Source organism: Streptomyces dangxiongensis (assembly GCF_003675325.1).
GTDB classification, from domain to species: domain Bacteria; phylum Actinomycetota; class Actinomycetes; order Streptomycetales; family Streptomycetaceae; genus Streptomyces; species Streptomyces dangxiongensis.
Window position 1 is genome coordinate 3,792,865 of the sequence record NZ_CP033073.1, and the last position, 25,116, is coordinate 3,817,980.

26 protein-coding genes and 2 pseudogenes are annotated in these 25,116 nt (G+C 73.3%); 10 read left to right on the top strand and 18 right to left on the bottom strand.

Going from position 1 to position 25,116, the window contains the following annotated elements:
- Window positions 1-88 precede the first annotated feature (88 nt).
- The 7 genes from D9753_RS16915 to D9753_RS16945 all read left to right on the top strand — a co-directional run bounded on the left by D9753_RS16915 (window position 89) and on the right by D9753_RS16945 (window position 5,773).
- On the top strand, window positions 89-1,291 hold the full coding sequence (locus D9753_RS16915; RefSeq protein ID WP_394346716.1) for a PP2C family protein-serine/threonine phosphatase: 1,203 nt from the start codon (window positions 89-91) through the stop codon (window positions 1,289-1,291).
- Between the two features lie 566 nt (window positions 1,292-1,857).
- Window positions 1,858-2,202 carry a helix-turn-helix domain-containing protein gene (locus D9753_RS16920; protein ID WP_121787766.1) on the top strand — a complete coding sequence of 115 codons (345 nt, stop codon included), beginning with the start codon at window positions 1,858-1,860 and terminating at the stop codon, window positions 2,200-2,202.
- Between the two features lie 306 nt (window positions 2,203-2,508).
- Window positions 2,509-2,712 (top strand): cold-shock protein, encoded by a 204-nt coding sequence (locus D9753_RS16925; protein WP_007383480.1) that lies wholly within the window; start codon window positions 2,509-2,511, stop codon window positions 2,710-2,712.
- Between the two features lie 184 nt (window positions 2,713-2,896).
- Entirely contained in the window at window positions 2,897-4,330 is a 1,434-nt protein-coding gene (locus D9753_RS16930) for a DEAD/DEAH box helicase (RefSeq protein WP_121787767.1), read from the top strand.
- 147 nt (window positions 4,331-4,477) lie between these two features.
- Window positions 4,478-4,813, top strand: coding sequence for a CBS domain-containing protein (locus tag D9753_RS16935; RefSeq protein WP_163010946.1), 336 nt, complete (start codon window positions 4,478-4,480; stop codon window positions 4,811-4,813).
- 20 nt (window positions 4,814-4,833) lie between these two features.
- Window positions 4,834-5,133 carry an SCO5918 family protein gene (locus tag D9753_RS16940; RefSeq protein WP_121787769.1) on the top strand — a complete coding sequence of 100 codons (300 nt, stop codon included), beginning with the start codon at window positions 4,834-4,836 and terminating at the stop codon, window positions 5,131-5,133.
- A 166-nt stretch (window positions 5,134-5,299) separates the two neighbouring features.
- Window positions 5,300-5,773 carry a DUF5994 family protein gene (locus tag D9753_RS16945; protein WP_240468196.1) on the top strand — a complete coding sequence of 158 codons (474 nt, stop codon included), beginning with the start codon at window positions 5,300-5,302 and terminating at the stop codon, window positions 5,771-5,773.
- Between the two features lie 65 nt (window positions 5,774-5,838).
- Here D9753_RS16945 and D9753_RS16950 read toward each other — a convergent pair whose 3' ends face one another.
- Window positions 5,839-6,243 carry a hypothetical protein gene (locus D9753_RS16950; protein ID WP_121787770.1) on the bottom strand — a complete coding sequence of 135 codons (405 nt, stop codon included), beginning with the start codon at window positions 6,241-6,243 and terminating at the stop codon, window positions 5,839-5,841.
- Window positions 6,244-6,487: 244 nt separating this feature from the next.
- Between D9753_RS16950 and ctaD the strand changes: the two genes are divergently transcribed.
- Window positions 6,488-8,212, top strand: coding sequence for an aa3-type cytochrome oxidase subunit I (ctaD, locus tag D9753_RS16955; RefSeq protein ID WP_121787771.1), 1,725 nt, complete (start codon window positions 6,488-6,490; stop codon window positions 8,210-8,212).
- Window positions 8,209-8,559: a cytochrome C oxidase subunit I gene (locus tag D9753_RS16960; RefSeq protein ID WP_205614179.1), complete on the top strand. Its 351-nt coding sequence runs from the start codon at window positions 8,209-8,211 to the stop codon at window positions 8,557-8,559. Before ctaD ends, D9753_RS16960 begins: the two co-directional genes overlap by 4 nt.
- Before the next feature lie 22 nt (window positions 8,560-8,581).
- On the opposite strand, the gene D9753_RS16965 is transcribed toward D9753_RS16960, so the two are convergent.
- Window positions 8,582-9,868, bottom strand: a complete 1,287-nt coding sequence (locus tag D9753_RS16965) for an MFS transporter (protein ID WP_121787772.1) — start codon at window positions 9,866-9,868, stop codon at window positions 8,582-8,584.
- 127 nt (window positions 9,869-9,995) lie between these two features.
- Here D9753_RS16965 and D9753_RS36575 point away from each other — a divergent pair, with 127 nt between their 5' ends.
- Window positions 9,996-10,295 carry a phosphopantetheine-binding protein gene (locus D9753_RS36575; RefSeq protein WP_163010720.1) on the top strand — a complete coding sequence of 100 codons (300 nt, stop codon included), beginning with the start codon at window positions 9,996-9,998 and terminating at the stop codon, window positions 10,293-10,295.
- A 7-nt stretch (window positions 10,296-10,302) separates the two neighbouring features.
- Here the strand turns inward: D9753_RS36575 and D9753_RS16975 are convergent, their stop codons facing one another.
- From D9753_RS16975 to D9753_RS17035, 16 genes and pseudogenes are all read right to left on the bottom strand, one after another.
- Window positions 10,303-11,556 carry a condensation domain-containing protein gene (locus D9753_RS16975; RefSeq protein WP_163010721.1) on the bottom strand — a complete coding sequence of 418 codons (1,254 nt, stop codon included), beginning with the start codon at window positions 11,554-11,556 and terminating at the stop codon, window positions 10,303-10,305.
- Window positions 11,557-11,630: 74 nt separating this feature from the next.
- A complete protein-coding gene (locus D9753_RS36580) occupies window positions 11,631-11,789 on the bottom strand; it encodes a hypothetical protein (protein ID WP_163010722.1) in 159 nt (52 codons plus the stop codon).
- Window positions 11,790-11,857: 68 nt separating this feature from the next.
- Window positions 11,858-13,270, bottom strand: a complete 1,413-nt coding sequence (locus D9753_RS16980; protein WP_240468197.1) for a condensation domain-containing protein — start codon at window positions 13,268-13,270, stop codon at window positions 11,858-11,860.
- The gene (locus D9753_RS16985; protein ID WP_121787774.1) at window positions 13,267-14,163 is read right to left on the bottom strand and encodes a glycosyltransferase family 2 protein; all 897 of its coding nucleotides are present in this window, start codon (window positions 14,161-14,163) and stop codon (window positions 13,267-13,269) included. Before D9753_RS16985 ends, D9753_RS16980 begins: the two co-directional genes overlap by 4 nt.
- Before the next feature lie 94 nt (window positions 14,164-14,257).
- Window positions 14,258-16,447: a class I adenylate-forming enzyme family protein gene (locus D9753_RS16990; RefSeq protein WP_121787775.1), complete on the bottom strand. Its 2,190-nt coding sequence runs from the start codon at window positions 16,445-16,447 to the stop codon at window positions 14,258-14,260.
- Window positions 16,444-16,920 carry a type II 3-dehydroquinate dehydratase gene (locus D9753_RS16995; protein WP_240468198.1) on the bottom strand — a complete coding sequence of 159 codons (477 nt, stop codon included), beginning with the start codon at window positions 16,918-16,920 and terminating at the stop codon, window positions 16,444-16,446. Before D9753_RS16995 ends, D9753_RS16990 begins: the two co-directional genes overlap by 4 nt.
- Window positions 16,917-17,579, bottom strand: a complete 663-nt coding sequence (locus D9753_RS17000) for an HAD-IA family hydrolase (protein ID WP_121787777.1) — start codon at window positions 17,577-17,579, stop codon at window positions 16,917-16,919. Before D9753_RS17000 ends, D9753_RS16995 begins: the two co-directional genes overlap by 4 nt.
- Complete coding sequence (locus D9753_RS17005) at window positions 17,576-18,793, bottom strand: DegT/DnrJ/EryC1/StrS family aminotransferase (RefSeq protein WP_240468199.1); 1,218 nt, start codon at window positions 18,791-18,793, stop codon at window positions 17,576-17,578. Before D9753_RS17005 ends, D9753_RS17000 begins: the two co-directional genes overlap by 4 nt.
- A 50-nt stretch (window positions 18,794-18,843) precedes the next feature.
- Window positions 18,844-19,893 carry a Gfo/Idh/MocA family protein gene (locus D9753_RS17010; protein WP_121787778.1) on the bottom strand — a complete coding sequence of 350 codons (1,050 nt, stop codon included), beginning with the start codon at window positions 19,891-19,893 and terminating at the stop codon, window positions 18,844-18,846.
- The gene (locus D9753_RS39030; RefSeq protein WP_338058012.1) at window positions 19,893-20,435 is read right to left on the bottom strand and encodes a DegT/DnrJ/EryC1/StrS family aminotransferase; all 543 of its coding nucleotides are present in this window, start codon (window positions 20,433-20,435) and stop codon (window positions 19,893-19,895) included. The genes D9753_RS17010 and D9753_RS39030 overlap by 1 nt, the downstream gene beginning before the upstream one ends.
- Window positions 20,354-20,560: pseudogene (locus tag D9753_RS39035) on the bottom strand (DegT/DnrJ/EryC1/StrS family aminotransferase); the annotation flags it as partial. The gene D9753_RS39030 and the pseudogene D9753_RS39035, both read right to left, overlap by 82 nt.
- 43 nt (window positions 20,561-20,603) lie before the next feature.
- A pseudogene (locus tag D9753_RS39040) lies at window positions 20,604-21,095 on the bottom strand (DegT/DnrJ/EryC1/StrS family aminotransferase); the annotation flags it as partial.
- 12 nt (window positions 21,096-21,107) lie between these two features.
- The gene (locus D9753_RS17020; protein ID WP_121791119.1) at window positions 21,108-22,802 is read right to left on the bottom strand and encodes a carbamoyltransferase family protein; all 1,695 of its coding nucleotides are present in this window, start codon (window positions 22,800-22,802) and stop codon (window positions 21,108-21,110) included.
- Window positions 22,803-22,842: 40 nt separating this feature from the next.
- Entirely contained in the window at window positions 22,843-23,595 is a 753-nt protein-coding gene (locus D9753_RS17025) for an FkbM family methyltransferase (RefSeq protein ID WP_121787779.1), read from the bottom strand.
- 6 nt (window positions 23,596-23,601) lie between these two features.
- Complete coding sequence (locus D9753_RS17030) at window positions 23,602-23,853, bottom strand: phosphopantetheine-binding protein (RefSeq protein WP_163010723.1); 252 nt, start codon at window positions 23,851-23,853, stop codon at window positions 23,602-23,604.
- Between the two features lie 35 nt (window positions 23,854-23,888).
- Window positions 23,889-25,097, bottom strand: coding sequence for an aromatic ring-hydroxylating oxygenase subunit alpha (locus tag D9753_RS17035; RefSeq protein WP_121787781.1), 1,209 nt, complete (start codon window positions 25,095-25,097; stop codon window positions 23,889-23,891).
- Between the last annotated feature and the right edge of the window lie 19 nt (window positions 25,098-25,116).

Sequence of the window (25,116 nt, forward strand, 5' to 3'; positions counted from 1 at the left end):
CGGGCCGCTCACGGACGGCGTCGGCGTCCCTCGCCGGTATGGCCCCGGGCGTGCCGCGAGCGGGGTCGGGGCATCCGCAAGGAGGGAGGTGGACCTGGTGGGGAACGAGGGCTTGGGTCTGGACGAGGTGCTGCGAGCCGCCGAGGAGGCGGCGCCGACCGAATCGGTCGACGTCGTCGCCCGGAACCTGGAGAAGCGGTTCGGCGTTCGAGCGGTGTCGTTCTGGCTCGTCGACCTGATCGGGCGGGAGGCCGTGCGGCTGCCCCGCGCCGGCGAGTCCCTGCGCGACGGCACACAGCGGGCCGGGCTGCGGGGCAGCGTGTACGACCAGGTCCTGCGCAGCCAGCACCTGCACCACGAGTACGACGCCGACGAGGGGTTCCGCGTCGTCGCGCCGGTGTCGAACCGGGGCGACTGCATCGGGGTGCTGGAGCTGTCGGTGCCCCGCCTGGACGACGAGGTACGGGAGGAGATCGGGAAGGCCGCGCACGCGCTGGCGTACATCGTGGTCACCGACCGGCGCTTCACCGACCTGTACCACTGGGGAAGACGCACCACCGGCATGAGCCTGGCCGCGGAGATCCAGCACCAGCTACTGCCCTCGGCCGCCTGCTGCGAGGCCCCGCAGTTCACCCTCGCCGGCGGCCTCCTCCCGGCGGACGACGTGGGAGGCGACACCTACGACTACACCCTCGACGCCGACGCGCTGCACCTGTCGATCACCGACGCCATGGGGCACGACACCGCCTCCGCCCTGCTGGCCACCCTCACCGTCAACGCCCTGCGCGGCGCCCGGCGCGCCGGGCTCGGCCTCACCGAGCAGGCCCACGCCGCCCATCAGGCGATCCGGACGCACGGCCGCGGCATGACCACCGGGCAGCTACTGCACATCGAGCTGGACAGCGGGCGCTGCCGGCTGGTCAACGCCGGGCACCCGTGGCCCCTGCGCCTGCGCGACGGGCTGGTGGAGGAGATCCCCCTGCGGATCAACCTGCCGTTCGGGGTGCCGCTCCCGGTCCGTTACGAGGCACAGGACATCGACCTGCGCGCCGGTGACCGCCTGCTGCTGTTCACCGACGGCATGTGCGAACGGGAGGCCGCCACCCTCGACATGGCGGCCCTGCTGCGGGACACCTATGGCGAGCACCCCCGCGAGGTCGTGCGCGCGCTGGCCGACTCGGTGCACGACGTGTGCGGGGGCGTCCTGGCCGACGACGCCACCATCCTGGTCCTGGACTGGCACGGCTCCCGGCTCGGGGAGCTGCACGCGGCCGACGCCGCATTCTCCTGACGCCCCGCTCGCCGCCCGCGCGGCCCGGTCCGCACCGTGGCCGGCGCGATGCCGCGGCGGCGTCGGCGACCACCCGGGCACCGCGGCGGCCCACGCGAAGTTCGGGATGCCACGGCGGGCCACGCAGAGCCGGGGGTGCCACGGCGGGCCACGCAGCCGGGTTCTCCGGACGGCCGCCCGGAGAACCCGGTCGGGGCTGCTTTCCCAACCCCTGAACGGCGAGTAACCAGGGTCCGGCCCACGCAACCGGCCCGGCACCCGCGGACCCGGCGGACCCGGCAGACCGGGCGGCGACGGCGGTCACCGAGGACGCCGGCGCCGTCGGGTGGCGACGGCGGTTGCCGAGGGCGCCGGCATCCCCGTCCGGACCAGTCGCCACGCCGGACGTGCGATGGATCACTCCGGTGGCGCATCCCCGGCCGGCGCCCGATCAGGGCGGTTTCGGAGGGCGCGCATGACGGCGGTCGGAAATCTGTCGGGGCAGCGCCACATATCCGGCCGCGTCGACGTTAGGGTTGTGTCCACCGGGGCGCCAGACGGACCCGCGCCCCCGAAACGAAGGTGCCATGCCCGCCGAGAACACACCCGCCGGCAACCTCGACGACGACGACTACCCCGCCTACACGATGGGCCGCGCCGCCGACATGCTCGGCACCACGCCCGCCTTCCTGCGGGCCATCGGGGAGGCCAAACTCATCACCCCGCTGCGTTCGGAGGGCGGCCACCGCCGCTACTCCCGCTACCAGCTACGCATCGCCGCCCGCGCCCGCGAGCTGGTCGATCAGGGCACGCCCGTCGAGGCCGCGTGCCGCATCATCATCCTCGAGGACCAGCTCGAGGAGGCCCTGCGGCTGAACGAGACGATGCGCCACGGACCGGGCGGCGGTGGCGGGAACGACGGGGGTCACTGAGCGCCACGCCCGCCCCGTCCCGCCCCGGACGAATATCTGTCGCCGCCGGTGCAGAATCACGTCCGGGATGCCAGGAGTTTTTCCGGCCTCGTGGCGTCAGAATTACCCGTCGGCGGGACCGGAATGCTGGAAAGTCTGGGACGCCAGGGGCTCCCTGTGTTACCGTGATAACAGTTGCAGTTTTGATTGCCGGAGAACGCCTGTGAATATTCCCAGGCCTTTCCGGGTCCCCTTGAGGGGTGATCATCGCGGCGACTCGGGTTCTGCACAGTGTGGATCCCGGCACTGCCCCTAGGGAGATTTAATATGGCATCTGGCACCGTGAAGTGGTTCAACGCGGAAAAGGGCTTCGGCTTCATCGAGCAGGACGGCGGCGGCGCCGACGTGTTCGCGCACTACTCGAACATCGCCACCTCCGGCTTCCGCGAGCTTCAGGAGGGCCAGAAGGTGACCTTCGACGTGACGCAGGGCCAGAAGGGCCCGCAGGCCGAGAACATCGTTCCCGCCTGACGCTGACGATTTGCACGTGGTGGGGCCCGCGCTCTTGGGCGCGGGCCCCAGCCCGTTTTCCCCACGCTTTTCTGTCTTCGCCTTTTTGGCTCCCTTTCGGCTTGTTCTTGCGAATTCCATCGCGGTTCCGCACCGCCGAAACGAATTCCTCGATACGTGCCGCACGCATCGAGGAGGGTTCCGCGTGAGCCGCGCCCAGCAGACCCGTCGTACCGGCAACGATCCCGCCCGGTTCCGTTCGCGCAGGACGAGCCCGCAGGGGTCGAGCCCACAGGCGAGGCGGGCGCCGCACGCGGAGTTCGCGCTCCCCGTCAGCCTCACCGAGCCGCTGCCGGCCGTGGAGGCGTTCGCCGACCTCGACCTGCCCGAGCCGCTCCTCGCCGCTCTCCTCGCCGAGGGCGTCACCGCTCCCTTCCCGATCCAGGCCGCGACCCTGCCGAACTCACTGGCCGGCCGCGACGTCCTGGGCCGCGGACGCACCGGCTCCGGCAAGACGCTCGCCTTCGGCCTGCCCCTGCTGGCCCGCCTGTACGGCCAGCGGGCCGAGCCCCGGCAGCCCCTCGGCCTCGTCCTCGTACCCACCCGGGAACTGGCCCAGCAGGTCACCGATGCACTCACCCCCTACGCGCGGGCGCTGCGCCTGCGGCCGGCCACCGTCGTCGGCGGCATGTCGATCGGCCGGCAGGCCGCCGCGCTGCGCGGCGGCGCCGAGGTCGTCGTCGCGACCCCCGGGCGGCTCAAGGACCTCGTCGACCGCGGTGACTGCCGCCTGGACCGCGTGGCCGTGACCGTCCTGGACGAGGCCGACCAGATGACCGACATGGGCTTCATGCCCCAGGTCACCGGCCTGCTCGACCAGGTGCGCCCCGACGGCCAGCGGATGCTGTTCTCGGCCACGCTGGACCGCAACATCGACAAGCTGGTCCGGCGCTACCTGCACGACCCCGTGGTGCACTCCGTCGACCCGTCGGCGGGCGCGGTCACCACCATGGAGCACCACCTGCTGCACGTCCACGACGACGACAAGCACACCACCGCCACCGAGATCGCCGCCCGAGACGGCCGCGTGATCATGTTCCTGGACACCAAGCACGCGGCGGAACGTCTCGCCAGGCACCTGCTGTCGGTCGGCGTCCGGGCCTCGGCCCTGCACGGCGGCAAGTCCCAGCCCCAACGGACCCGCACCCTGGACCAGTTCAGGGACGGGCACGTCACGGTCCTGGTCGCCACCAACGTCGCCGCCCGCGGCATCCACGTCGACAACGTCGATCTCGTCGTCAACTTCGACCCGCCCGGCGACCACAAGGACTACCTGCACCGCGGCGGCCGTACCGCCCGGGCCGGCGAGTCCGGCACCGTCGTCACGCTCGTCCTGCCGCACCAGCGGCGCACGGTGAACCGCCTCATGGCCGACGCCGGCATCACCGCCCGCGCCACCCAGGTCCGCCCGGGCGAGCCCGAGCTGAGCCGTATCACCGGCGCCCGGACCCCCTCCGGCGTGCCCGTCGTCCTCGCCACGCCGGCGGCCGAGCGCCCCGAGCGCGCGGGTTCCGCCGGGCGTGCCCGCGGCGGGCGGGCGAGGCGCACCCGCCGTCCCGGCTCCGGCAGGACCCGTTGACCGTCTGAACCCCGGGCGGGGTCCGAGAGGCGCTCCGCCGAGGAAGGGAAGCCCTTGAACCCACCCGTGGAAACTCCCCTGTCCCCGGCCGCCGCACCCCGCTCGGTGCGGACGGCCGGCGGCACCGGGCTGATCGCCCGTGACGCCATGGACGCCCCCGGCCTCCAGATCGACGACCACATGACCGTCGACGTGGCCCTGTCCGTGCTCATCGGCGCCCGCGCCGGCCACCTTCTCCTCCAGGACGACGACGGCCGCTGCTCCGGGCTGGTGACCAGGGCCCAGCTCACCGCCCACCGCGCCGCCTCCTCGTACAGCGACCGGGCCCGGCTGCGGGACATACCGCTCGACCGCGGACCGTTCACCTCTTCCGTCTCGGCCCTGGGCGACGCGGAGACCGCCATGCGGGTCCGCACACTGGACGTCTCCCCCGTGGTCGACGAGCAGGGCTACGCCCTGGGCGTCCTCACCGTCATCCCCTGACCGCTCCCCGTGGAGGCAGCATGCGCTGTGTCATCGCCCGTTTCCCCTTCGACCTGACCAAGAGCGAGGTCGAGCAGTCGATGGAGGGCATCCGGCCCGAACCCGCCGTCGGTAGCTGCGTGACCATCGACCGCCGGGTCTACCCGGTCAAGCAGGTCGGACAGGTCATCACCCGGCAGGACCGCCGCGACTTCACCGCCGCCGAGGTGAGCCGGGCGCTGACCCGGCTCGGTTTCACCTGCCACGAGGTGGCGCCCGTCGCCCCCCAGGACCACGGCGAGCCCTCGACCCTCCCCTGGGCCGACCACTCGCTGGGCTAGAGACCCCCGAGCCGTCGCGGTCGCCGTCGGCCGCTCTCGCTCCGTGCCGCGGGCGGACGTACGCTGGTCGGCACCGGAAGCAAGTCGCGCGGCGACCGTGACGGTGCCGTTCCCGGCGTACGACGGAAAACGGACGGCCGGAGCCGTCCGGGACGGGATCGCACGTATGGACACGAACGGTTGGCCCGCCGCGGACGGTTTCCCGGGCGGGGCGAACACGTACCGGATGCCTCTCCCCCGGCTGAGTCTCACCCCCGACGCCGGCCACGGCCCGCTGCACGGCGCCTGGTGGCCCCGCTGTGACGCGCTCGAACTCGAACTTCCCTCACTGCTCGGCGCGTTGGGACACCGACTCGGCACGGTCGTCGGCGTCACCGTGGACACCGCCGCCTGGCCCGACGTCCCGCGTACGGTGCCGGCGCCCGGCCATGTCATCGAGGTGTTCCTGTCGGCCGTCGACATCGAGGCGCACACCATCACCCTGGACTGCGGTCCCCTGGGGCGCCGGGAGCTGCTGGTCGTCCCGCCGGGCGAACCCGCGGGCGCGGCGAGCTGGTTGCTGACCACCGCTTCCGATCCGGGCAACGCCCTGTCGGCCCCGCACATGCTGGCGCTCGCCCAGGCCAACTGGGAGCGCTGAGGGGCGGGCCCGGCCGGGCCGACAACTCGTCCCCGATCAGCGGACGTCGGTGCCGGCCGACGGCTTCAGGCCGCCGGGTGGCCCTCGTCCCGCCGCACGGCGCGGACCGCGGTGGTCACGACGGCGGTCCCCGCGAGGCTGCCCAGCATGACCAGGGTGACGCCGACCATGAAGAGGCCGGTGGAGTCGTCCGACCAGTCGAGGTAGGCGGCCGCGGTCAGCCCGGCCGTGGTGCCGAGAACCGCGCCCGCGACATGTCCACGGGCCGCCGCCCGGCCCACCGACAGCAGCAGGGTCAGCACCAGCCCCGCCACCTGCCAGACCGCGTACGGCCCGGTCGTCGTACCGTCGGCGCGCACGTCGTGATTCCGGTCCCAGCCCAGCCAGGCGGCCCACGCGGCCGACGCCGCCGCGGCCGTCACGAGGAGGGGCAGGAGCCGGCGAACGGGTGTGTGCGGTCTCTGTCGCATGATTCCAGCCTCGCGGCCCGCCCGGTCACCGGACAGAGCACGGATACTCAGGCCCGTCTGAGCATCCCTGCCCCACAAGACCCGGGCGCACGGCCGTCACCGCTGCTCCATCCGTGTGTATCCGTCATCCGATCGGCCGAGCGCGAGGCGCCCAGGGCGTCCGGTCCGGGCTCGCACGGCGAGGATGGCGGGTGACTGCCGCCAAGGCGTGGGCGGACGGCGAGCATCGGGAGACAGACGACTTGTGAGCATCCTCAACGAACCCCAGGACGGAGCCGCGGCCGCTGAGGACTCGTACGAGAACGAGCTGCCGGTCAGGCCCAAGCAGCCCGGCAACGTCGTGGTGAAGTGGCTGACGACCACCGACCACAAGACGATCGGCACGCTGTACCTGTCGACGTCGTTCTTGTTCTTCCTGTTCGGCGGCCTGCTGGCGCTGGTCATGCGCGCCGAGCTGGCCCGCCCGGGCCTCCAGGTCATCTCCAAGGAGCAGTACAACCAGTTCGTCACGATGCACGGCACCGTGATGCTGCTGATGTTCGCCACCCCGCTGTTCGCCGGCTTCACGAACTGGATCATGCCGCTCCAGATCGGCGCGCCCGACGTGGCGTTCCCCCGGCTGAACATGTTCGCCTACTGGCTCTACCTGCTCGGCTCGTCCATCGCGGTCGGCGGCTTCCTCACCCCACAGGGCTCGGCCGACTTCGGCTGGTTCGCCTACACCCCGCTGTCCGACGCCGTCCGCACCCCCGGGCTCGGCGCCGACCTGTGGATCATGGGTCTGGCCTTCTCCGGCTTCGGCACCATCCTCGGCGCCGTCAACTTCATCACCACGATCATCTGCATGCGGGCCCCGGGCATGACCATGTTCCGCATGCCGATCTTCACCTGGAACGTGCTCCTGACCGGCGTCCTGGTCCTGCTGGCCTTCCCGGTGCTGGCCGCCGCCCTGTTCGCCCTGGAGGCGGACCGCAAGTTCGGTGCCCACGTCTTCGACGCGGCCAACGGCGGCCCGCTGCTGTGGCAGCACCTCTTCTGGTTCTTCGGCCATCCGGAGGTGTACATCATCGCCCTGCCGTTCTTCGGCATCGTCACCGAGGTCATCCCCGTGTTCAGCCGCAAGCCGATCTTCGGCTACATGGGGCTGGTGGCGGCCACCATCGCGATCGCGGGTCTGTCGGTGACGGTGTGGGCGCACCACATGTTCGTCACCGGCGCGGTGCTGTTGCCGTTCTTCTCGTTCATGACCTTCCTGATCGCCGTCCCGACCGGGGTGAAGTTCTTCAACTGGATCGGCACGATGTGGAAGGGGAGTCTCTCCTTCGAGACGCCGATGCTGTGGGCGACGGGCTTCCTCGTCACGTTCCTCTTCGGCGGCCTGACCGGCATCATCCTGGCCTCGCCGCCGATGGACTTCCACGTCTCCGACTCGTACTTCGTGGTGGCGCACTTCCACTACGTCGTGTTCGGCACGGTCGTCTTCGCCATGTTCACCGGCTTCCACTTCTGGTGGCCGAAGTTCACCGGCAAGATGCTGGACGAACGCCTGGGCAAGATGTGCTTCTGGACGCTGTTCGTCGGCTTCCACGGCACCTTCCTGGTCCAGCACTGGCTGGGCGCCGAGGGCATGCCGCGCCGGTACGCCGACTACCTGGCGGCCGACGGCTTCACCGCCCTGAACACGGTCTCGACGATCAGCGCGTTCCTGCTGGGCCTGTCGATGCTGCCGTTCCTGTACAACGTGTGGAAGACGGCCAAGTACGGCAAGCCGGTCGGCGTGGACGACCCGTGGGGCTACGGCCGCTCGCTGGAGTGGGCGACCTCCTGCCCGCCGCCGCGGCACAACTTCGTCACCCTGCCCCGGATCCGCAGCGAGTCCCCGGCGTTCGACCTGCACCACCCCGACATCGCGTTGTCGGAGCACGAGAGCGCCGGGTACCCCGCGACGACCGACCGGGGTCACGGGTGAACGGACTGCCGAAGCAGGGGGCGGGCACCGGCGGCGACCTCGGCAACGAGGTGGAGGGGTACCTGCTGTGGCAGGCCAGGGTCGCCGAGGCCGAGCGGCGGGCGCGGGAGTTCACCGGGTCCCTGGAGTGGCTGACGACGGCGCAGCGTGAGGAGATCGAGCGGCGGTACGCCGCCGACAGCCTGCGCCGGGCCCGCGCGGACCTCGAACGCGTCGCGGCCCGGTGCATGTCGCTGCGCGCCGAGTACGAGCAGCGCTACGGGGAGCTGCGGCGGCGCTGCCTGGCCATGACACTGGCCGTCTGCGCCGGCCTGACCACGGTGGCCACGCTGCTGCTGGTCCTCTGACACCGGACACCCGGCGGACGCGTCACGTCCCGGACGGTTCGGTGCCCGCCGGGGCGCCCACTCCCCCGTGCTCCCTCGCGCCGGGGACCGGTACGACCCGGCGCAGGTCGGGGACGCCGGACATGACCGCGGCGCTCAGCACGATCCACGCCACGCCGCACCACAGCACCGCCTCCGGCCCGGTCCGGTCCGCCACCGGGCCGGCCCACCAGTACCCGAGCGTCATGGAGCTGACCGTGGCCACCCCGTCGTAGGCGCTCACCCGGGAGAGGGCGTCCGCGGGGACCTGGGTCTGGAGGCTGCTGGTCCACAGCACGTGCAACAGCGCGAAGCCACCGCCGGACAGGGCCGCGCCCGCCATCAGCAGGGGGACCGGCACGTGCAGGGCCATCAGCGCGGCGAACACCCCCAGCCCGAAGGTGCAGAACACCGAGGCCAGCAGCGGCCGGGCGAAGGACAGGCGCATGGCGACGAGCCCGCCGAGCACGGCCCCCGCGCCCTCCGCGGCCAGCACCAGACCCCACTGGGAGGCGCCGTGGCGGGCGCCCACCAGGGACACGCCGAGCACCATCGCCGGGCACAGCACCAGCGCGGTGGACAGCGACGTGTACACCAGCAGGGACCACAGCCAGGTGCGGGAGCTGAACTCCCGCCAGCCCTGGAGGAGCTGGTGGTGCACGGGCGTCGCCTGCCCGTCCTCCGCGTCCGCCGTCGTGGGCCGCGCCCGGACGGCGAGCAGCAGCAGGGCGCTGACCACGAAGGTGGCGGCGTCGATCGTGATCACCCAGTGCGGTTCGGTCACCGTGACCAGCAGGCCCGCGAGGGCCGGGCCGGCCAGCGAACCGACCGAGTTCAGCGTGGTGTTGAGCGCGTTGGCCTCCTGGAGCCGCGCGCCGGGGACGACCTCGGGAATGAAGCCGTAGAGCGCGGGGAGGAAGAAGGACGCGGCGACGGAGCGCAGGACGACGAAGAGCACGAAGCCGGCGAGCGGGAGCTGGGTGGTCAGCAGCAGGATCACCACGGCGGCGTCCAGCGCGGCCCGTACCAGGTCGCTGCCGATCATGGTGGCGCGGCGCCCCCACCGGTCCGCCAGGGTTCCGCCGAGGAGCAGGAACACGATGAGCGGCGCGGTCTGCGCGCCCATCACCCAGCCGATCTCGTCGGTGCCGCCCCCGGTGCCGAGGATGGCGAACGCCAGGGCGACCGGCATCATGCTGCTGCCGAGCACCGAGGTGGCCTGGGCGAGGAACAGCAGCCGGGGATCGCGCTCACGCAGGAGTGAGAAGCGCTCCGCGAACGAGACCGCCATGTTCCGCCCTCCTCAGCTCCCCCGGGGCGGGTTCCCGCCCGTCTCCCACGTCACGGCGACCACCCTAGGTGGCCGGGTCCCCGGCGGGAAGGGACGGCCCTGGACGCCGTGGGCTATGTTGCTGGCCATGGCAGACGTGCAACCGCTCCCGGAAGGCGCCGACGACGCGGCGGACGCCCTCGCGTCCCGTCTCGCGGAGGCCTGGCACGCGACGTTCGGTGTACTGCCGGACGACGACAGCAACTTCTACGACCTCGGCGGGGAGTCCATCGACGCGGCGCGGATCGCCACCGCCACGGCCCGGGCCCTGCCGGAGGTGGAGGACCTGGACGTCCACCTCATGACCGCGCTGCTCAACGAGGCCCGGCTGGCCGACGTCGTGCGCTCCGGCCGGGAGTTCATCGCGCGCGCCGCCAACGGCTCTTGATGAACTGTCAGGGACGGCCGGCGGGCGGCTGCCGCAGTTCTCTCAGCAGCGCGTCCGTGAACGCCTCGCACCACTCGGGGCTGTAGCTCTCCCGGTCGTACTGCACCAGCAGGCACGGCTCCTCGTCGTCGAGCCTTACGTCGACGTCCAGTTGGCCGCAGCCGACGAGGATCTGGGCGTCGTCGGGGTACGGGTCGAATTCCGTGAGGGACAGTGATCCGGCGGACACCGTGTGGGAGCGTGGGCTCACCCCGACCGTCAGGGGGGCCACGCGGTCCCGGCCGACCCCCATCTCCGCCGCCAGCATCGCGGCGATCTCCTCGAACTCCACGCCCTGGTGGGCCATGCCCTCCCGCAGGCCCCGGCGGACCTGGGCGAGGACGCCGTCCGCTCCGTGCGGTGCCGCGGCGCCCACCCGGATCAGCAGTGCCTGGGCCAGCGGGCCGACCGCGTCGGAGTCCATCCGGTGGGCCGCCATGGTGGCGACCACCAGGTCCCGCGCGCCGGACAGGGCCAGTGCCGTCCCGGCCGCCGCGGCGATGATCCGGACGACCGGGGTGCAGCGGGCCGCGCGGGCGTGGGCCCGTACCGTCGCGGCGAACCCGGCGTCCAGGGTGCGGCGCACTTCCGCGCCCCGGGGTGTCCAGTCGTCCTCGGGGCGCGCGTCCCCCAGCCGGACAGTGGGGCAGGCGGACAATTCCGCGCGCCAGAATTCCAGGTCGTCCGCGCGCCGGCGCACCCGCATCCCGACCAGCTCGGAATACCGCCGAGCGGGCGGCAGCGGCCTTTCGGTGCGCCAGGCCTCTGCGATGTCGGCGACCACCTGGTGCAGGGAATACAGATCCATCACCAGGCGGTGGAAATACAGCAGGAGCAGCGCCTGGCCATCGGCCATCAGCAGAAGACGCGCTCGGGCCGGTGCCTCACCGGTGAACGGGAAGACCTCCCCGGAGAGTTCCTCCACGCGCTGCCGCAGAGCGGGCAGATCGGCGTCGGCGAAGGACAGTTCCGGGTGGCGCAGCACGCGGACCCGGTGGTGGGGGGCCGGCCCGGTGTGCAGTGTCTCGCCCTCGGCGCGGAACCCGGTGCGGAGCACTTCGTGGCGGGCGAAGGCCCGCTCGACGGCACGGCTCAGCCGGTCCGGGTCCACGTCACCGCGCACCCGGAGCGCGATACCCGTGTGCAGGACGGGGTATCCCCGCACCACGCGTTCCGCTTCCCACATCCGCGACTGGTGCGCCGTCAGCGTCTCCTGGTGCATGCCCCCCACCTCCGGCAACGGACGTGCCGCCCGGAGAACAGTCTCCGGGCGGCACATGTCGTGTGGCTACCGCCTCACTTGGCGGCGACCTGCTTCTTGAGCTTCTCGATGTCCGCGAGCGTGGCGCTGACGGAGTTGACCTTCGTCATATCCATCTCCAATCCGTGAGGGGTCGGGACCGGCCGTGGACGACGGCCCGGGGGAATCCTCGCATCGGGCCCGAAGGGAGTCAACGCCCTTGAGGTAAAGGCCATTTCAGGACAACGAAGTGGTTCTGACCGGAGTCGGCGGCCGAAAAGGTTCAGGCGGCGAGGAGCTGTTGGGCGGCCGTGCGGAATGCGCCGGCCACCCGCGCGAGACGTACCGCGTGGTGGTATTGCTCGTCGTACCAGAGGGAACCGGTGATTTCGCCGCCCGCCATCTCCACAGCGGCGTACAGACTCCGCGCGCACTGGAGTGCCTGGCGCCGGCCGGTGAAACGCAGTCCGTGGTCCGGCGGTTCGTACGTCAGATTCTCCGCCGAGAGTTCCGGCCCGAACGGCGGCACCGCGCCCGCGCGGCCGGCGCGCCCCGCCCCGCCCGTCATCCGGAACTCCAAGTGCGACAGGGCGGTGCGGTAGACCGCCTCCGTCCCGGCACCCTCCCCGTCCGTGTGGCCCACCACGGCACCGAGCGGAAGGTCGACACGGTCCCAGGCGTCCAGCACCGCCCCGCCCACGTGCCGGGCCAGACCGGGCAGGTCCCGGTCGCCGAGGTCCAGCGGCACGGGCACCACGTTGCACAGCAGGCCGACCGCGTGGCGCGCCTCGGGGGTCGTACGGCCGTGCATGTACACGGACGCCACCAGCCGGTCCCGGCCGTACTCGTCGGCCACCGCCCGCGCCAGCAGGGCCAGCAGCGTGTTGTGCGGCGTGGTCCGCTGCTCGCGGCACCACCCGAGCAGGCCCTCGGTGTGCCCGGCGGACAGTGCCAGCGGTACGCCGGCGAACCGTGCCCGGTCGGACACCTCCGCGCCCGGCCGGGCGGGCAGCGGCTCCCGCGCGCCGTGGGCCGCCAGGGTCCGCGCGAGGGCGGCGGCCCGGGCCCGGCGGTCCGCGCGGGACGGCTCGGACTGCTCCCGGCGGATCAGGTCCACGTAGCCGAACGGGGCGGGCCGGCCGGCCGGGGCGTGCCGCTCGGCGCCGGTCCGGGCGGCGTAGGCGGCGGCGAGGTCCCGGCGGAACACGTCGTGGCTGGTGCCGTCCACGACGAGGTGGTGGAACTGCGCCACCAGGACGTGCTCCCCGTCGGGCGACCGCAGCAGCGTCGTACGGGCCATGCGGTCCGTCAGGTCCAGCCGCCGCGCCAGCGTGCGCCGCACCCCGGCCCGTACGCCGTCCGCGCCGGCCGGTACGACATGCAGGGCGCCCGGGGCTGACCGCAGCCGCTGGCCGGGCCAGGTGGCGTCCGCGCCGGGACCCGCGTCGCCGGCCAGGTGCAGCCGCAGCGCCTCGTGCCGGGTCTCCACCTCGGCCAGCGCCTCCCGCAGGGCCCCGGTGTCGAGGCGCCCCCGCAGCAGCAGGACCTCCGGGGACTCCAGCGGGGTGGAGTCCCCGGTGTGGCTGCGTGTCCAGTGCCAGCACCAGTCCTGCCGCGAGGAGGCCGGCAGGGCACCGCGCTCCGGCATCCGGACGCCGCCGGGGGACACGGCGGCCGATCGGCCGGGAGCGCTCATGAGGGGGTGCTTCCTTCCAGCGTGCGAAGAGCTTCGAGATAGCGGTCCGGGGTCCCCGAGGGGCCGAGCAGTGCCGCCAGGGCCCGGACCGCGGGCTCGGGGTGCTTGTCGGTGAACCGGGCGAGGGTCCGGGCGTGCTGCTCCCAGCGGTCGGGCCGCTCATGGGTCAGATGCACGCCCGGAGCGTCCGGTGCGAGGCGCATGCGCGTGCCGAGGGACCACAGCCGGCGGCCCAGTTCCAGATCCTCGCACCCCCAGGTGGTGCCGAACCCCTCGTCGTAGCCGCCCGACCGCCGCCACAGGGCCCGCGGCATCGAGGTGTTGGCGCCGATGCACACGAGCCAGGGCGCCACCGCCGGTGCTCGGCCCTCGGCCATGGCCGCGACGAGCCGCTCCAGGGCCGTCACCACCGTACGGCCGAACCGGCCCGCGGCCACGGCCTCGTACGGGGCCCGCCGCACCCCGGGTTCGGTGCTCGCCAGCAGCCGGCGCGCACCGGGGAGGTCCCGTACCGGGCCGTGCACGCAGGCGTCCGCGTCCCGGTGGTGGGCGGCGACGTGCGCGGCCACCGCGGTGGGCGGCAGCAGGATGTCGTCGTCCAGGAAGAGCAGCAGATCGCCCACCGCGACCGCGGCGCCGGCGTTGCGGGCCGCCGCCCGGCCCCGGCCGGGGCCGCGTACGGCGCGCACGGGGAGGGACGGCCGGCCGGCGGCTTCCGCGACGACCCGCTCCGTCGCGTCCGGCGTCCCGTCCCGCGGTGGCGCGGCGTCGTTGACGACGACCACGTCCACCGGCACCGGACAGCTCTGGTCCGCCAGGCAGGCCAGCGTCAGCCGCAGACTGCCGGCCTTGTCGCGGGTCGGGACGACCACGCTCACGCGCTCGGGTGTCATGCGGCCCGCCGTCCGCTCTCCGGCCTCCGCGCGCCGTCGCCTGCCCCGGTGTGCGAGCCCGCGGCGGCCGGCGGGATCCCGGGTGTCGTGGGGCTCATGCGGGTTTCCTGGCCGTCACCAGGGTGTGGGCGGTGCCGGGAACGGCTTCCGTCGCCTCCCAGACCAGGCCGACCGCTTCCAGGGCCGCCTGCATCTCCTGCGGCGTCCACCGGCGCAGGTGGCCGTGGACGAGCCAGTCGACGACCGTGGTGCGGCTGTGCTCGTCCGGCAGGACGCGGGGGTCCGCGACGAACGTGTCGGCCACGACGAGCAGCCCCCCGGGCCGCAGCAGTGCCGCCAGCCGGCCGAGCCGGACGGACGGGCCGTGCACCCCCGTGACCAGGCACGCGGCCGGCCGGTCGGCGTCCGCCAGGGGCTCGTCGTCGCCGTCGCCGTCCCACCCGGACCCGTCACCGGACTCCCGTGCCCGCCCCGCACCGGCCGCCGCGGTCAGCAGCCCGTCCACCCGTGCTCGTACCTCGGTGGGGAGGGGCGCGCCGGTGGCGGGGGCCGCCGCAGGGCCCCGGCGTACCAGCTCCGCCAGGGCGAGGACCTCGGACGACGGCGGGCCGGCGACGGCGTCGGCTCGGGCGTCCGGGACGGCGTGGGCGTCCGCAGCGGCGTCGGCATCCGCGTCGGCGGGAGCGGGGTGTCCGGTGGGTGGCTCGGTGCCGAGCACGCCCAGGGCGCAGGCCGTGTCCAGCAGCAGGGGCAGTACGTCGGCCCGCAGCCCGTGGTCGCGTGCGAGGCCGGCCGCCGTGGCGCCCTCGGTGAGCGGCCCGGTCAGCCCGAGCGCGGACAGCGCGCCGGCCACCACGGCCGCCGGGCCGGTGCGGGGGCGGCCGGCGGGGCGGAGGTGGTGGACGGGGTCGGCCTGGGCCTTGCCGAGGGCCGAACGGCGCAGCCGGTAGCGGTGCTCGAACCGGTCGGGCACCTTGTACGAGGCCAGCGCGGACCGCGCGAACGCCATGACCCGGTCCGGGCCCGCGAGGGTGTCGTCCGCCGCGACGTACTCGGCGACCAGGCCCCGGTCGTCGGAGTCCTCCGCCCCGGTGGCCATGACCCGCACGTCGGCGACGCCGGGCGCCTGCCGCAGCACGGACTCCACTTCAAGAGTGGACACCCAGCGGGCGCCGCGGCGGACGACACCGCGGTGCTTGCGGCCCAGGACGCGGTACGCCCCCCGGTCGTCGCGTTCCGCCACGTCGTGCATCGGATGACGGGTGCCGTCCTCCAGCAGCACCGCCAGCTCGCCCCGGCCCGCTCCCGTCAGCCGTTCGCCGTCCGGGCCGAGCAGGTCCACGCGGACGCCGGGCATCTCCCGGTCGAGCGCGCCCGACGGCAGCCCGCTGTGGCCCCACAGCACCGCGCCGGTCTCCGTGGAGCCGTAGTTGCGCGAGACCCCGATGCCGAGGGCGCGTGTCCACAGGGCGTCCAGCTCGTCGTCCACATAGCCGGCCCCGGCCATCACCAGGCGCAGCGCCGGATAGGGGGCGTCCTCGGTCAGGGCCCGGCGCCGGGCCCACACACGGGCCAGTCCGGGCACCGCCAGCAGGACGGTCGCCCCCTCCAGCAGCCGGGCGTGGACGGCGCCCACGGCGCGCGCGGGCACCGGCAGGACGCGTGCCCCGGCCACCAGGGCCCCGGCGAGCCAGCCCAGGGCGTAGGCGTGGCTCAGCGGGACCGGCGCCAGGACGGTGTCGTCGGGCCGGACGAGCCCGGCCCGGCGGTACCGGTACCCCTCGTCGAGCAGGGAACGCTGGGAGCGCGCCACGACCTTGGGCGCGCCGGTCGAGCCGGAGGAGGTGAGCAGGACGGTGCCCGGCACGCCGCGGCCCGGCGGGGCCGCCCCGGGCGTACCGTCCGTGACCAGCTCCGCTCCGGGGCGCGCCGCGTCCAGGTGCCGGGTCGCGCCCGCGAGGCCGAGCAGCCGGCGGATCTCGCCCGGCGGGGACTCTGCGGGCAGCAGCAGCGGGCGCGCGCCGGCCCGGACGAGGGCGAGCAGGGCGAGGACCCAGTCCGGGTCGTTGGGCCCGTGCAGGCCGACGGCCTCCCCGGGCCGTACCCCCTGTTCGCGCAGGGTCCGAGCGTGTTCGCCGACCCGCCGCCGGGTCTCGTCGGCGGTCAGGTCACCGACGAGGGGGCGGTGCGGGTCGTGCGGATGCCGGAACAGGTGGTCCGCGAGATCGGCGGGGGGCGGTCCGTCGTCCGGGGCGGCAGGGCCGCCGAGGGCGGTGCTGGTCATCCGGTGGCTCCTGCGGCGCCTCGGCGCAGCCGGTGCACCAGGGCGTCGGCCGCCAGTTCGTAGCCGTGGACGCCGAAGCCGGCGATCACGCCGACGGCCAGGGGCGAGACCACGGAGTTGTGCCGGAACTCCTCCCGCGCCCACACGTTGGAGATGTGCACCTCGGCCCAGGGAGCCGGATAATCGGCCAGCGCGTCCCGCAGGCTCCAGCCGGCGATCATCAGTGCGCCCGGGTTGACGATGGCGGCGGCCGTGTCGCGGTGCCGGTCCAGGGCGCGGATCAGTTCGCCCTCGCAGTCGTGCTGTTCGGCGCGGAGCCCGAAGCCGTGCGGGCGCAGCCGCCGGGCCACGGCCTCCTCGACCTGGGCCAGGGTGGTGCTGCCGTAGATCTCCGGCTGGCGCCTGCCGAGCGTGCCCAGGTTGGGGCCGTTGAGCAGCAGGATGTCCGCCGGGGCGGTGGGGGAAGCGGTCACGCTGCACCTTCCCTGCCCGCGAGGAGCAGTTCTCTCAGTTCCGTACATGACCCGGCGACCAGGTCCGGGGTGTGGGCGAGGAGTTCCTGCCGGCCGCCCTGGCCCCACAGGCCGGCCGCGGTGCCCACTCCGGCGCGGCGCCCGGCTTCCAGGTCGAGGGCGGAGTCCCCCACCATGACGGCGCCGTCCGGGCCGGCGCCGAGCTTGTCCAGGGCGAGCAGCACGATGTCCGGGGCGGGTTTGCCGTGCGCGACCTCGTCGCTGCCGCAGACCGCGTCCAGCAGTTCCAGCAGGCCGGTGGCGGCGAGCGCCTCCACGGCCCGGCTGTGGGTCTTGCCGGTGGCGACGGCGGTGGGCACCCCGGCGCGGCGCAGCGCGCGGAGCAGGTCGGCGGCGCCGGGACACGCGGGTATCTCGTGCACGAGTTTGCGGCTCTCGATCACGAACGGCTCGTACATCGTGGCGGGCAGCCCCATGATCGCGAGGGTGTCCGGCATGTGCCGGCCCAGATGCCGCAGATACTCCTCGAACGGCGCCTGTCCGGCGCCGACGACGAGTTCGTACGCCCGCTGGAACGCCTTGCGCATGACGTGGATGCTGTCGATGAGGACACCGTCCAGGTCCAGGACGACGGTCCGGACCGGCCGGGCGCCGCTCACCGGGCGCTCCCGGCGGCGCCCGCGGTCAGGGCCGCCCGCAGGCTGTCGATGACGTGGGTGACGTCGTCGTCCGTCATCGTCGCGCCCAGCCCGACGGTCACCGAGCGGCCGAGGAGGGCCTCGCTGGCGCGCAGCCGGGCGGGCGGTGTCCACTCGGTGCCCCAGGCGGTGCGGCCGGCGTGCACGGCCGGGTTCTGGTAGACCGTCCGGCCCTGGTAGAGGGTGGCGGCCGGGACGCCGGCCGCGGTGAGCCGGGTCACCAGCCGGCGGGCCGCCATCCGGTCCTCGGCCAGCAGCGTCAGGTCGCCTCCGCTGCCCTCCTCGTCGGGCAGCGTCCGCCAGGTCACGTCGAGCCCGGACAGTTCCTTGCGGACCGTGCGGGCGATGTCGCGCAGCCGCGTGAGCATGCCGGGCAGCCGGTCGAGCTGGACCGACAGCAGGGCGCCGGCGATCTCGGTCATGCGCAGGTTGGCGCCCAGGAAGGGGCCGCCCTCCGTGCCGCCCCGCTCGCCGCCGCGGGAGGTGAAGAACTGGCCGCCCTGGTCCTGGTAGCGGGCGACGCGGTCGTGGATGAGCGGGTCGCCGGTGACGACCGCACCGCCCTCGCCCGCGGTGATGTTCTTCTCTAGCTGGAAGCTGAAGGCTCCGGCGTCGCCGAGCGAGCCGGCCGGGCGACCCCGGTAGCTGACGCCGCAGGCCTGGGCGGCGTCCTCCAGGACGCGGATGCCGTGCCTGCGGGCCACGGCCAGGACGGGGTCCATGTCGGCGGCGGCGTGGTTGAGGTGGACGGGCATGACGGCGAAGGTGCGCTCGGTGACGAGCGACTCCCACGCCGTGGGGTCCAGGGTGAGCGACGCGTCGATGTCCGCGAAGACCGGTACGCCGCGGGCCGCGACGACCGCGCTGACGCAGCCGACGAAGGTGGCGGCGGGCACGATCACCTCGGCGCCCGCCGGCATCCCCATGCCGATCAGCGCGCAGGTGAGGGCGGCGGTGCCCGAGGAGACGCCGACGGCGTACGGCGCCTCGTGGACGGCCGCGAATCTCCGTTCGAACTCTGCCACCCGGTGCTGGAGCGCCGGGCCGTAGTACCGGAAGAGCGAACGGCTCTCCAGCACCTCGAGCGCGGCGGCCTTCTCCTCCTCGCCCCACAGGGCGAGGCCACGCATCGGCTCGTACCGCGGTGGCACGGTCGGACTCACGGGGTTGGTCACGGCGATCTTCTCCGGTGGGAACTCGGTTGGTGCGTGGCGGTGGACGGCGTTCAGCGCAGGCCGGCGGCGCGGTAGCAGGCGTCCACGACCGCCAGCGCGTCCGTGGCCTCGCGCAGGGCGACCGCGGTCGCGTCCGTTCGGGCGAACGCCTCCGGCAGCGCGTCGAGCTGGCGGTCGTACTCGTCGCCGACCCCGGTGCCGGGCAGGGGCACGTCGGTGACGCCGTCCCGGCGGGCCAGCGTCAGGGTGGGCCGCTCGACCCGGCAGGTGCTGAACCCGAACGTCGTGGTGAGTTCGGCGGTGCCCTCGGTGCCGTGCAGGACCAGCCGGGTGGTGTCGACGGGGGCGTGGGAGGCCCAGGCCAGCCGGAGCTGGACGGCGTAGTCCTCGGCGGCCACCAGGGCGGTCAGTTGGTCCTCGACGTCGCCGCCGGCCGGCTCGGCGGCCCCCGGCCGGTGCCAGGCGGCGCCGGAGCCGGCCCGGCCGAGGAAGTCGGACGAGGCGACGGCCGTGGCGTCGCGCACCGCGGACGGGCCCCACAGATGGTGCAGTACGTCGACGAGGTGCCAGCCCAGGTCGACCAGTACCCCGCCGCCGGCCGTCCGGCGCTGCCGGAACCAGCCGCTTCCGGGTACGCCCCGGGAGCGGACCCAGCTCAGCTCGGCCAGCCGGGGGGTGCCGAGGAAGCCGCCGTCCACCAGCCGGGCCAGCTCGCCCACGTCACCGCGGTGGCGGGCGGCCGTCGACAGCACGAGCCGGCCGCCCCCGGCCCCGGCGGCGTCGCGCAGCAGCGCGAGGTGGGAGTCCTCGGTCGCCGTGGGTTTCTCCAGGAAGACGTCTACGCCCCGGCGCAGCAGCGATCCCGCCACGGCGCCGTGCAGGTGGTTGGGGGTCAGCACGAACACGACGTCGGTGCCGGCCGCGTCCAGTTCCTCGTGGCCGTGGTGCACGCGGACGCCGTCGGGCAGGGCGCCGGCCCGTTCCCGTGCCCCGGCGTCGGGCTCCACCACGGCGACGAGTTCGAAGGCGTCGTGCCGCAGCAGGCGCGGCACCCATACCTCGCGGGCCACCCAGCCGAGCCCGACGACGGCCGCCCTCATCACACCGGGTTCCGCTGGGCCGTCAGGCCGGTCAGCACCTTCGACAGTGCCTCGGCGACGTCCGCGCAGTCGTCGTCGGTGCCCAGCAGCACCCGGTGGTGCAGCCAGATGCCCCGCCGGCCCAGCAGTTCGCCGACCGGGTTGCGTTCCGCCAGCTCCTCGGTGCCGGGGCCGGGCACCGACCGGAACGCCTCGGTGCGGTACACGGGCGGGTAGTTGACGAACGCGGGCAGGCCCTCGGCGACGAGCGCGCGGACCACGAGGTCGCGGTCGAGACCGGGGTGGACCTGCGGGTCCAGGGTGAACATGGCCATGTAGTGCGGGTTGATCTCGCACCGGGGGTCGCGGCCCTGGGGCACGGTCCCGGGGATCTCGCCGAGCAGCGCGGCCAGCGTCTTCCAGCGGCTCTCGCGCGCAGCTCGTTCTGCCGGGTGAGGCGGGTGAGCTGGGCCCGCAGGACGGCCGCGGCGAACTCGGTCATGCGGTAGTTGGACGAGGCGCTGAGGTGCTCGTAGTGGGTGTCGCCGATGGGCCGGCCGCAGCTATGCCGGGCGAAGGCCTCCGCGAAGTGGTCCTCCGACGGCAGGAGCAGCGCTCCGCCCTCGCCGGCGGTCATCAGCTTGCCGTTCTGGAAGCTGAACGCGGCGAAGGTGCCGTGGTCGCCGATGCGCCGGCCCTTCCAGACCGCGCCGTGCGCGTGCCGCGGCGTCCTGGAGGACCGCGATGCCGTGGGGGGCGGCCCAGGCGGTGATGGCGTCCATGTCGGCGACGTGTCCGGCCATGTGGACCGGCACGACGACCCGTGTCCGCGGGGTGCGGGCGTCCTCCAGCACCGCGGGGTCCATGCAGTAGGTGCCGGGGTCGACGTCCACCGGCACCGGGACCCCGCCCATGCGCTGGACGGCGATGGAGGTGGAGACGAACGTGAAGGAGGGGACGACGACCTCGTCACCAGGTTCCAGGCCGAGCATCTCCAGGGCGAGTTCCAGCGCGTGGGTGCCGTTGGTCACCGCGAGCACCGGTCCGCCGTGCAGGGCCCCGAACTCGGCTTCGAAGGCGGTCACTTCCCCACCACCGACACGCCACCACTGGCCCTGGTCGACGGCGCGGAGGAGGGCCTGGCGCTCGGTGTCGTCGTGCTGGGGCCAGGCCGGGAACTCCCGCATGCGTACGGGGCTGCCTCCGTCCAGTGCCAGAGCCATGGTGATCTCCTCTCACTCGGTAGGGGCGTCCGCCACCGCCGCGTCCAGGTCCTCGGCGGAGTGTGCGACCAGGTAGCCCTCCATGAGGAGATGGTCCAGCCGGCTGCCGCCGTAGAAGTCCAGTGCCTGTTCGGGGGTCTCCACGATGGGCATGCCGCGGTCGTTGAACGACGTGTTGAGGATCACCGGCACACCCGTCAGCCGGTGGAAGTGCTCGATCAGCTCCCGGTAGACCCCGTTGTCGGCCCGGGTGACCGTCTGGACCCGGGCCGTCCCGTCGACGTGGACGATGGCCGGCACCTCGCCCTGCTTCTCGGGCCGTACCGGCGCGACGATCAGCATGTAGGGCGACTCGATGTCCAGTTCGAAGTAGTCCGGGGCGTGCTCGCGCAGCACCGCGGGCGCGAACGGCCGGAATCCCTCCCGGTGTTTGACCCGTGCGTTGATGATGTCCTTCATCTCCGCGCGCCGCGGGTCGGCGAGGATGCTGCGGTGGCCGAGCGCCCGGGGGCCGAACTCGGAGCCGCCGGTGAACCAGCCGAGCAGCTCTCCGCGGGCCAGCAGGGCGGCGCCCACCTCGGCCGGGTTGTCCACCTTGCGGTAGGGCAGACCGGAGGCGTCGAGCGCGGCCCGGATCTCCCCGTCGCCGTAGCCGCGCCCGAGGTAGGCGTGGCGCTGGGCGGTGCGGGCCGGTTCGGCGCGCGGCCGGCCGGCGACGACGTGGTAGCCGTAGTAGGCGTTGCCGACGGCGCAGCCGCCGTCACCGGCGGCCGGCTGGACGAAGACGTTCTCGAACGGGGTCTCCCGCAGCAGCCGGCCATTTGCCACGCAGTTCAGCGCGACGCCGCCCGCCAGGCACAGGTCGGTCAGGCCGGTGTCGGCGTGCAGCCGGCGGGCGACGTGCAGGAGGGCTTCCTCCAGGGTGTCCTGCGCGGCGTAGGCGAGGTCGGCGCCGCGGGCGAAGCGTTCCTCGCCCTCGTAGCCGTCGAGGGCGTGCTCGATGAAGTCGAGCAGGCCGCCGTTCTTCAGGTGCAGCCGGTAGCGGCCGTCGGGCAGCAGCTCCAGGTACCGGCGGAACGTGTCGCAGTAGCGCGGGGTGCCGTAGGGGGCGAGCCCCATGGTCTTGCCGTCCTCGGACAGGTACCAGTGCCGGTCCTCGTACAGCACGAAGCCGATGGCCTTGCTGACCGCCTTGTACATGTAGCCGAGGGAGTGGTCGCTGTCGCCGGCCTGGTACACCCGCAGGGCGCTGAGGCCGTCGGTGGACCAGTTGGTGCCGTAGACCTTCGTCAGCTCGGTGATGGTGGTGTGCTCGCCGACGGCCGTGGTGAGCGTCTCCACGCCCTCGCCCTCGATGAGGCTGCCGGCCCCGTCGACGACGAGGATCGCGGCCCGCTCGAAGGGCGACGGGTAGAAGGCCGAGGAGGCGTGCGCCATGTGGTGGCGGATGAGGTGGACCCGCTTGCGGAACGGGAAGTAGGCGGGCGCCAGCAGGGTGTCGTCGGCGACGATGACGTCCACGTCGGCCAGCCGGGCCTCGGCCATGTCGAGGCAGTACCGCCAGGACTGGTTGAACAGCGAGTTCACACCGACCGAGTACTTGACCCGGCGTACGCGCTCCTCCTCGATGCCGGCGGCGATGGCACCGTCCGAGACGAGGCATGCGGCGAAGTCGTGGTTGGAGCCGCCGAGGCCGAGTGTCAGCATGCCGGTCCGTCCCTTCACGAAGGCTGAGAGGTTTCCACCGTCACGGCCGTACGGCGTGGATCACGTAGTTCAGGCCGTCGCCGCCCGAGGCGGGCGGCTCATGGACGGCCGGGTCCAGGCCCATCGTGCGCAGCAGGCGGCACACCTCGGCCACCCGGCCGCCGACGTCCTGGACGTCGATGAACACCGATCGCAGCAGCGGCCACAGCCGTTCCTCGACGCCGCGCAGCACGGCCAGTTCGGAGCCGACGGCGTCGATCTTCAACAGGTCGACGGACCGTCCGCCGTCGAGGTAGGGGGTGAGCCGGTCGACGCGCACGGAGACCCGGCGCCCCCGGAACATCCGCTCCACGACCCGCGGCGGGAAGCTGCGGCCGAGCAGCTCGCGGAGCTGTCCCTGGTCCTGCGGGAACAGGGTGGAGCTGCTGGGCAGCAGCGGGTAGTACGTGAACTCCACGCCGTCCCGGTCCTCGGCGCCCAGGGCCCGCTCGTGCACGGCCACCCGGTCCAGGGCGAACCGGCCGGCGTTCGCACGCAGTGCCGCGACGAGATCCGGGAGCGGCTCGAAGGCCAGCACCTCGGCCTTCGGCCGCCGCTGCTTCACGAACAGCGTGAACAGTCCGATGTTGGCGCCGACATCGATGACGAACGGCTCCTCGGGCAGGTCCACCCGGGCATAGGTGCCGCCCTCGAAGATCTCCCGGTACAGGAACCGGGCGTCCAGCGAGCTGGCGGAATGGACGTGGAAGCCGTCCGCGACCTCCGTCAGCCGCGGCGGTGTCGGCGCGCCCACGAAGCGTCAGCCGAGCCGCTCGACGACATACTCCGCGAGACGGTCCTCGGAGGTGAGGGTGTCCTCGGTCAGGTCCTCGTCCTCGAAAGTGACACCGAACCGCTCTTCCAGCAGCAGCAGGAACTCCAGCGCGTCGAGCGACGTGAAGCCGTAGGCGTCGAGGAAGTTCTGGCTGTTCTCGTTGACCGTGCGGCCGCTGGAGGCGGCGAACTCCTTGGCGATCTGGTGTATCTCCTGGAGCACTTCGTCGCGGTTCACAGGTGCCCTTTCCATCGGTCTGGTCGGATGACAATCTAGTCGGCGGTCCGTGGGGTGTCCACCAACTCCCTTACGGCTTCCTCGGGTTTAGCGGTGTCATGACCCAGGAGCGCTTTGAGGGAACGGTGATGATGCTGGAGCGCCAGTTCGTTGCGCCCGAAAACGAAGTGCGTATTGGCGCCGGACCCGAGAGCCGCCTGAACCTGCGCGCCCGTACGGTAATCCTCCTCGAGAACACCACGGCGCAGCAGTTCGCTGAACTCGGCCAGGTAGGCGCGCTCCGCCTCGCTTTCACAGGGCTCGCGGGTCAGCACCGTCTGAATGGTGCGGCTCTGCCCGGGGGTGGGCCCGGGGAGTATCTGCGAAACGACGGCGTGCCCGTCCCAGGTGCCGGCGATCGACACGTTCGGGAAGAACGTGTACACCGTCCCGCAGTGCGCGGCGGGGTCCCATTCACTCTCCGGCACGTCCCGCAGTGACGCGAGCGACTTGGACGGATACAGAATGCGCTGGTGCGGTCCGAAGGCGTCGACCACCATCAGGTTCGACGTGTTGGTGGGCGCGAACGTCGTCCGGTGCAGCGCCTGCACGTGGTAGTTCTCCAGGTAGCCGTCGTAGGCCACCTTCCAGCCCGGCCCAGGAAGTTCACGCTGTTCGTACACGTGCCAGGCGGCGAGGTCCAGCCGCGCCAGCTCGGTGCCGTACTCCTCGCCGAGCCAGGCGTCCAGGTCGATCGGCTCGGCGCCGGTCAGCCGCACCCACACGAACCCGTGCCGCTCCGCGGCCGGCAGCGGGCGCAGCCCGAAGTCGCCGGCCTCGACGTCGCCGAAGGTGTGCGGGCGGTGGACGGCGACGAGCGCGCCCCGGTCGTCGTAGACCCAGGCGTGGTAGGGACAGCGGAAGCGGTGGCGGGTGCCCGTGCCGGCCGGGCAGAGCTGCGCGCCGCGGTGCCGGCAGACGTTGAGGAAGGCCCGTACGAGGCCGTCGCGGCCCCGGGACAGCAGGAGCGGCACGCCCAGCATGTCCACGGCCTTGTAGTCGCCCGGGCGGGGCAGTTCGGCCGTCAGCGCGGCCATCAGCGGGACGCGTTTGAAGACGCGGTCGATCTCCTCGTGCCAGAGTCCGGCGTCCAGGTAGTCCGAGACCGGGACGCGCAGGATGTCGTGCGCCTGGTCCGTGGTGCCCTGCTCCAGGTGGATCAGCGCCCGCTGTGCGAGGGCCACGGCCTGTGCGCGCTCGATCATGGACCCATGCTCGCACGAA

Excerpts from the sequence above, each read along its gene's own strand:
- D9753_RS16945 (WP_240468196.1), top strand. The coding sequence starts at position 5,300 with ATGGACACGAACGGTTGGCCCGCCGCGGACGGTTTCCCGGGCGGGGCG.
- D9753_RS17010 (WP_121787778.1), bottom strand. The coding sequence starts at position 19,893 with ATGAGGGCGGCCGTCGTCGGGCTCGGCTGGGTGGCCCGCGAGGTATGG.
- D9753_RS16950 (WP_121787770.1), bottom strand. The coding sequence starts at position 6,243 with ATGCGACAGAGACCGCACACACCCGTTCGCCGGCTCCTGCCCCTCCTC.
- D9753_RS16925 (WP_007383480.1), top strand. The coding sequence starts at position 2,509 with ATGGCATCTGGCACCGTGAAGTGGTTCAACGCGGAAAAGGGCTTCGGC.
- D9753_RS16990 (WP_121787775.1), bottom strand. The coding sequence starts at position 16,447 with ATGACCAGCACCGCCCTCGGCGGCCCTGCCGCCCCGGACGACGGACCG.
- D9753_RS17020 (WP_121791119.1), bottom strand. The coding sequence starts at position 22,802 with ATGCTGACACTCGGCCTCGGCGGCTCCAACCACGACTTCGCCGCATGC.
- D9753_RS16935 (WP_163010946.1), top strand. The coding sequence starts at position 4,478 with ATGGACGCCCCCGGCCTCCAGATCGACGACCACATGACCGTCGACGTG.
- D9753_RS17035 (WP_121787781.1), bottom strand. The coding sequence starts at position 25,097 with ATGATCGAGCGCGCACAGGCCGTGGCCCTCGCACAGCGGGCGCTGATC.
- D9753_RS16975 (WP_163010721.1), bottom strand. The coding sequence starts at position 11,556 with ATGCACCAGGAGACGCTGACGGCGCACCAGTCGCGGATGTGGGAAGCG.
- D9753_RS16965 (WP_121787772.1), bottom strand. The coding sequence starts at position 9,868 with ATGGCGGTCTCGTTCGCGGAGCGCTTCTCACTCCTGCGTGAGCGCGAT.
- D9753_RS16940 (WP_121787769.1), top strand. The coding sequence starts at position 4,834 with ATGCGCTGTGTCATCGCCCGTTTCCCCTTCGACCTGACCAAGAGCGAG.
- D9753_RS16920 (WP_121787766.1), top strand. The coding sequence starts at position 1,858 with ATGCCCGCCGAGAACACACCCGCCGGCAACCTCGACGACGACGACTAC.
- D9753_RS16985 (WP_121787774.1), bottom strand. The coding sequence starts at position 14,163 with ATGACACCCGAGCGCGTGAGCGTGGTCGTCCCGACCCGCGACAAGGCC.
- D9753_RS16980 (WP_240468197.1), bottom strand. The coding sequence starts at position 13,270 with ATGAGCGCTCCCGGCCGATCGGCCGCCGTGTCCCCCGGCGGCGTCCGG.
- D9753_RS36575 (WP_163010720.1), top strand. The coding sequence starts at position 9,996 with ATGGCAGACGTGCAACCGCTCCCGGAAGGCGCCGACGACGCGGCGGAC.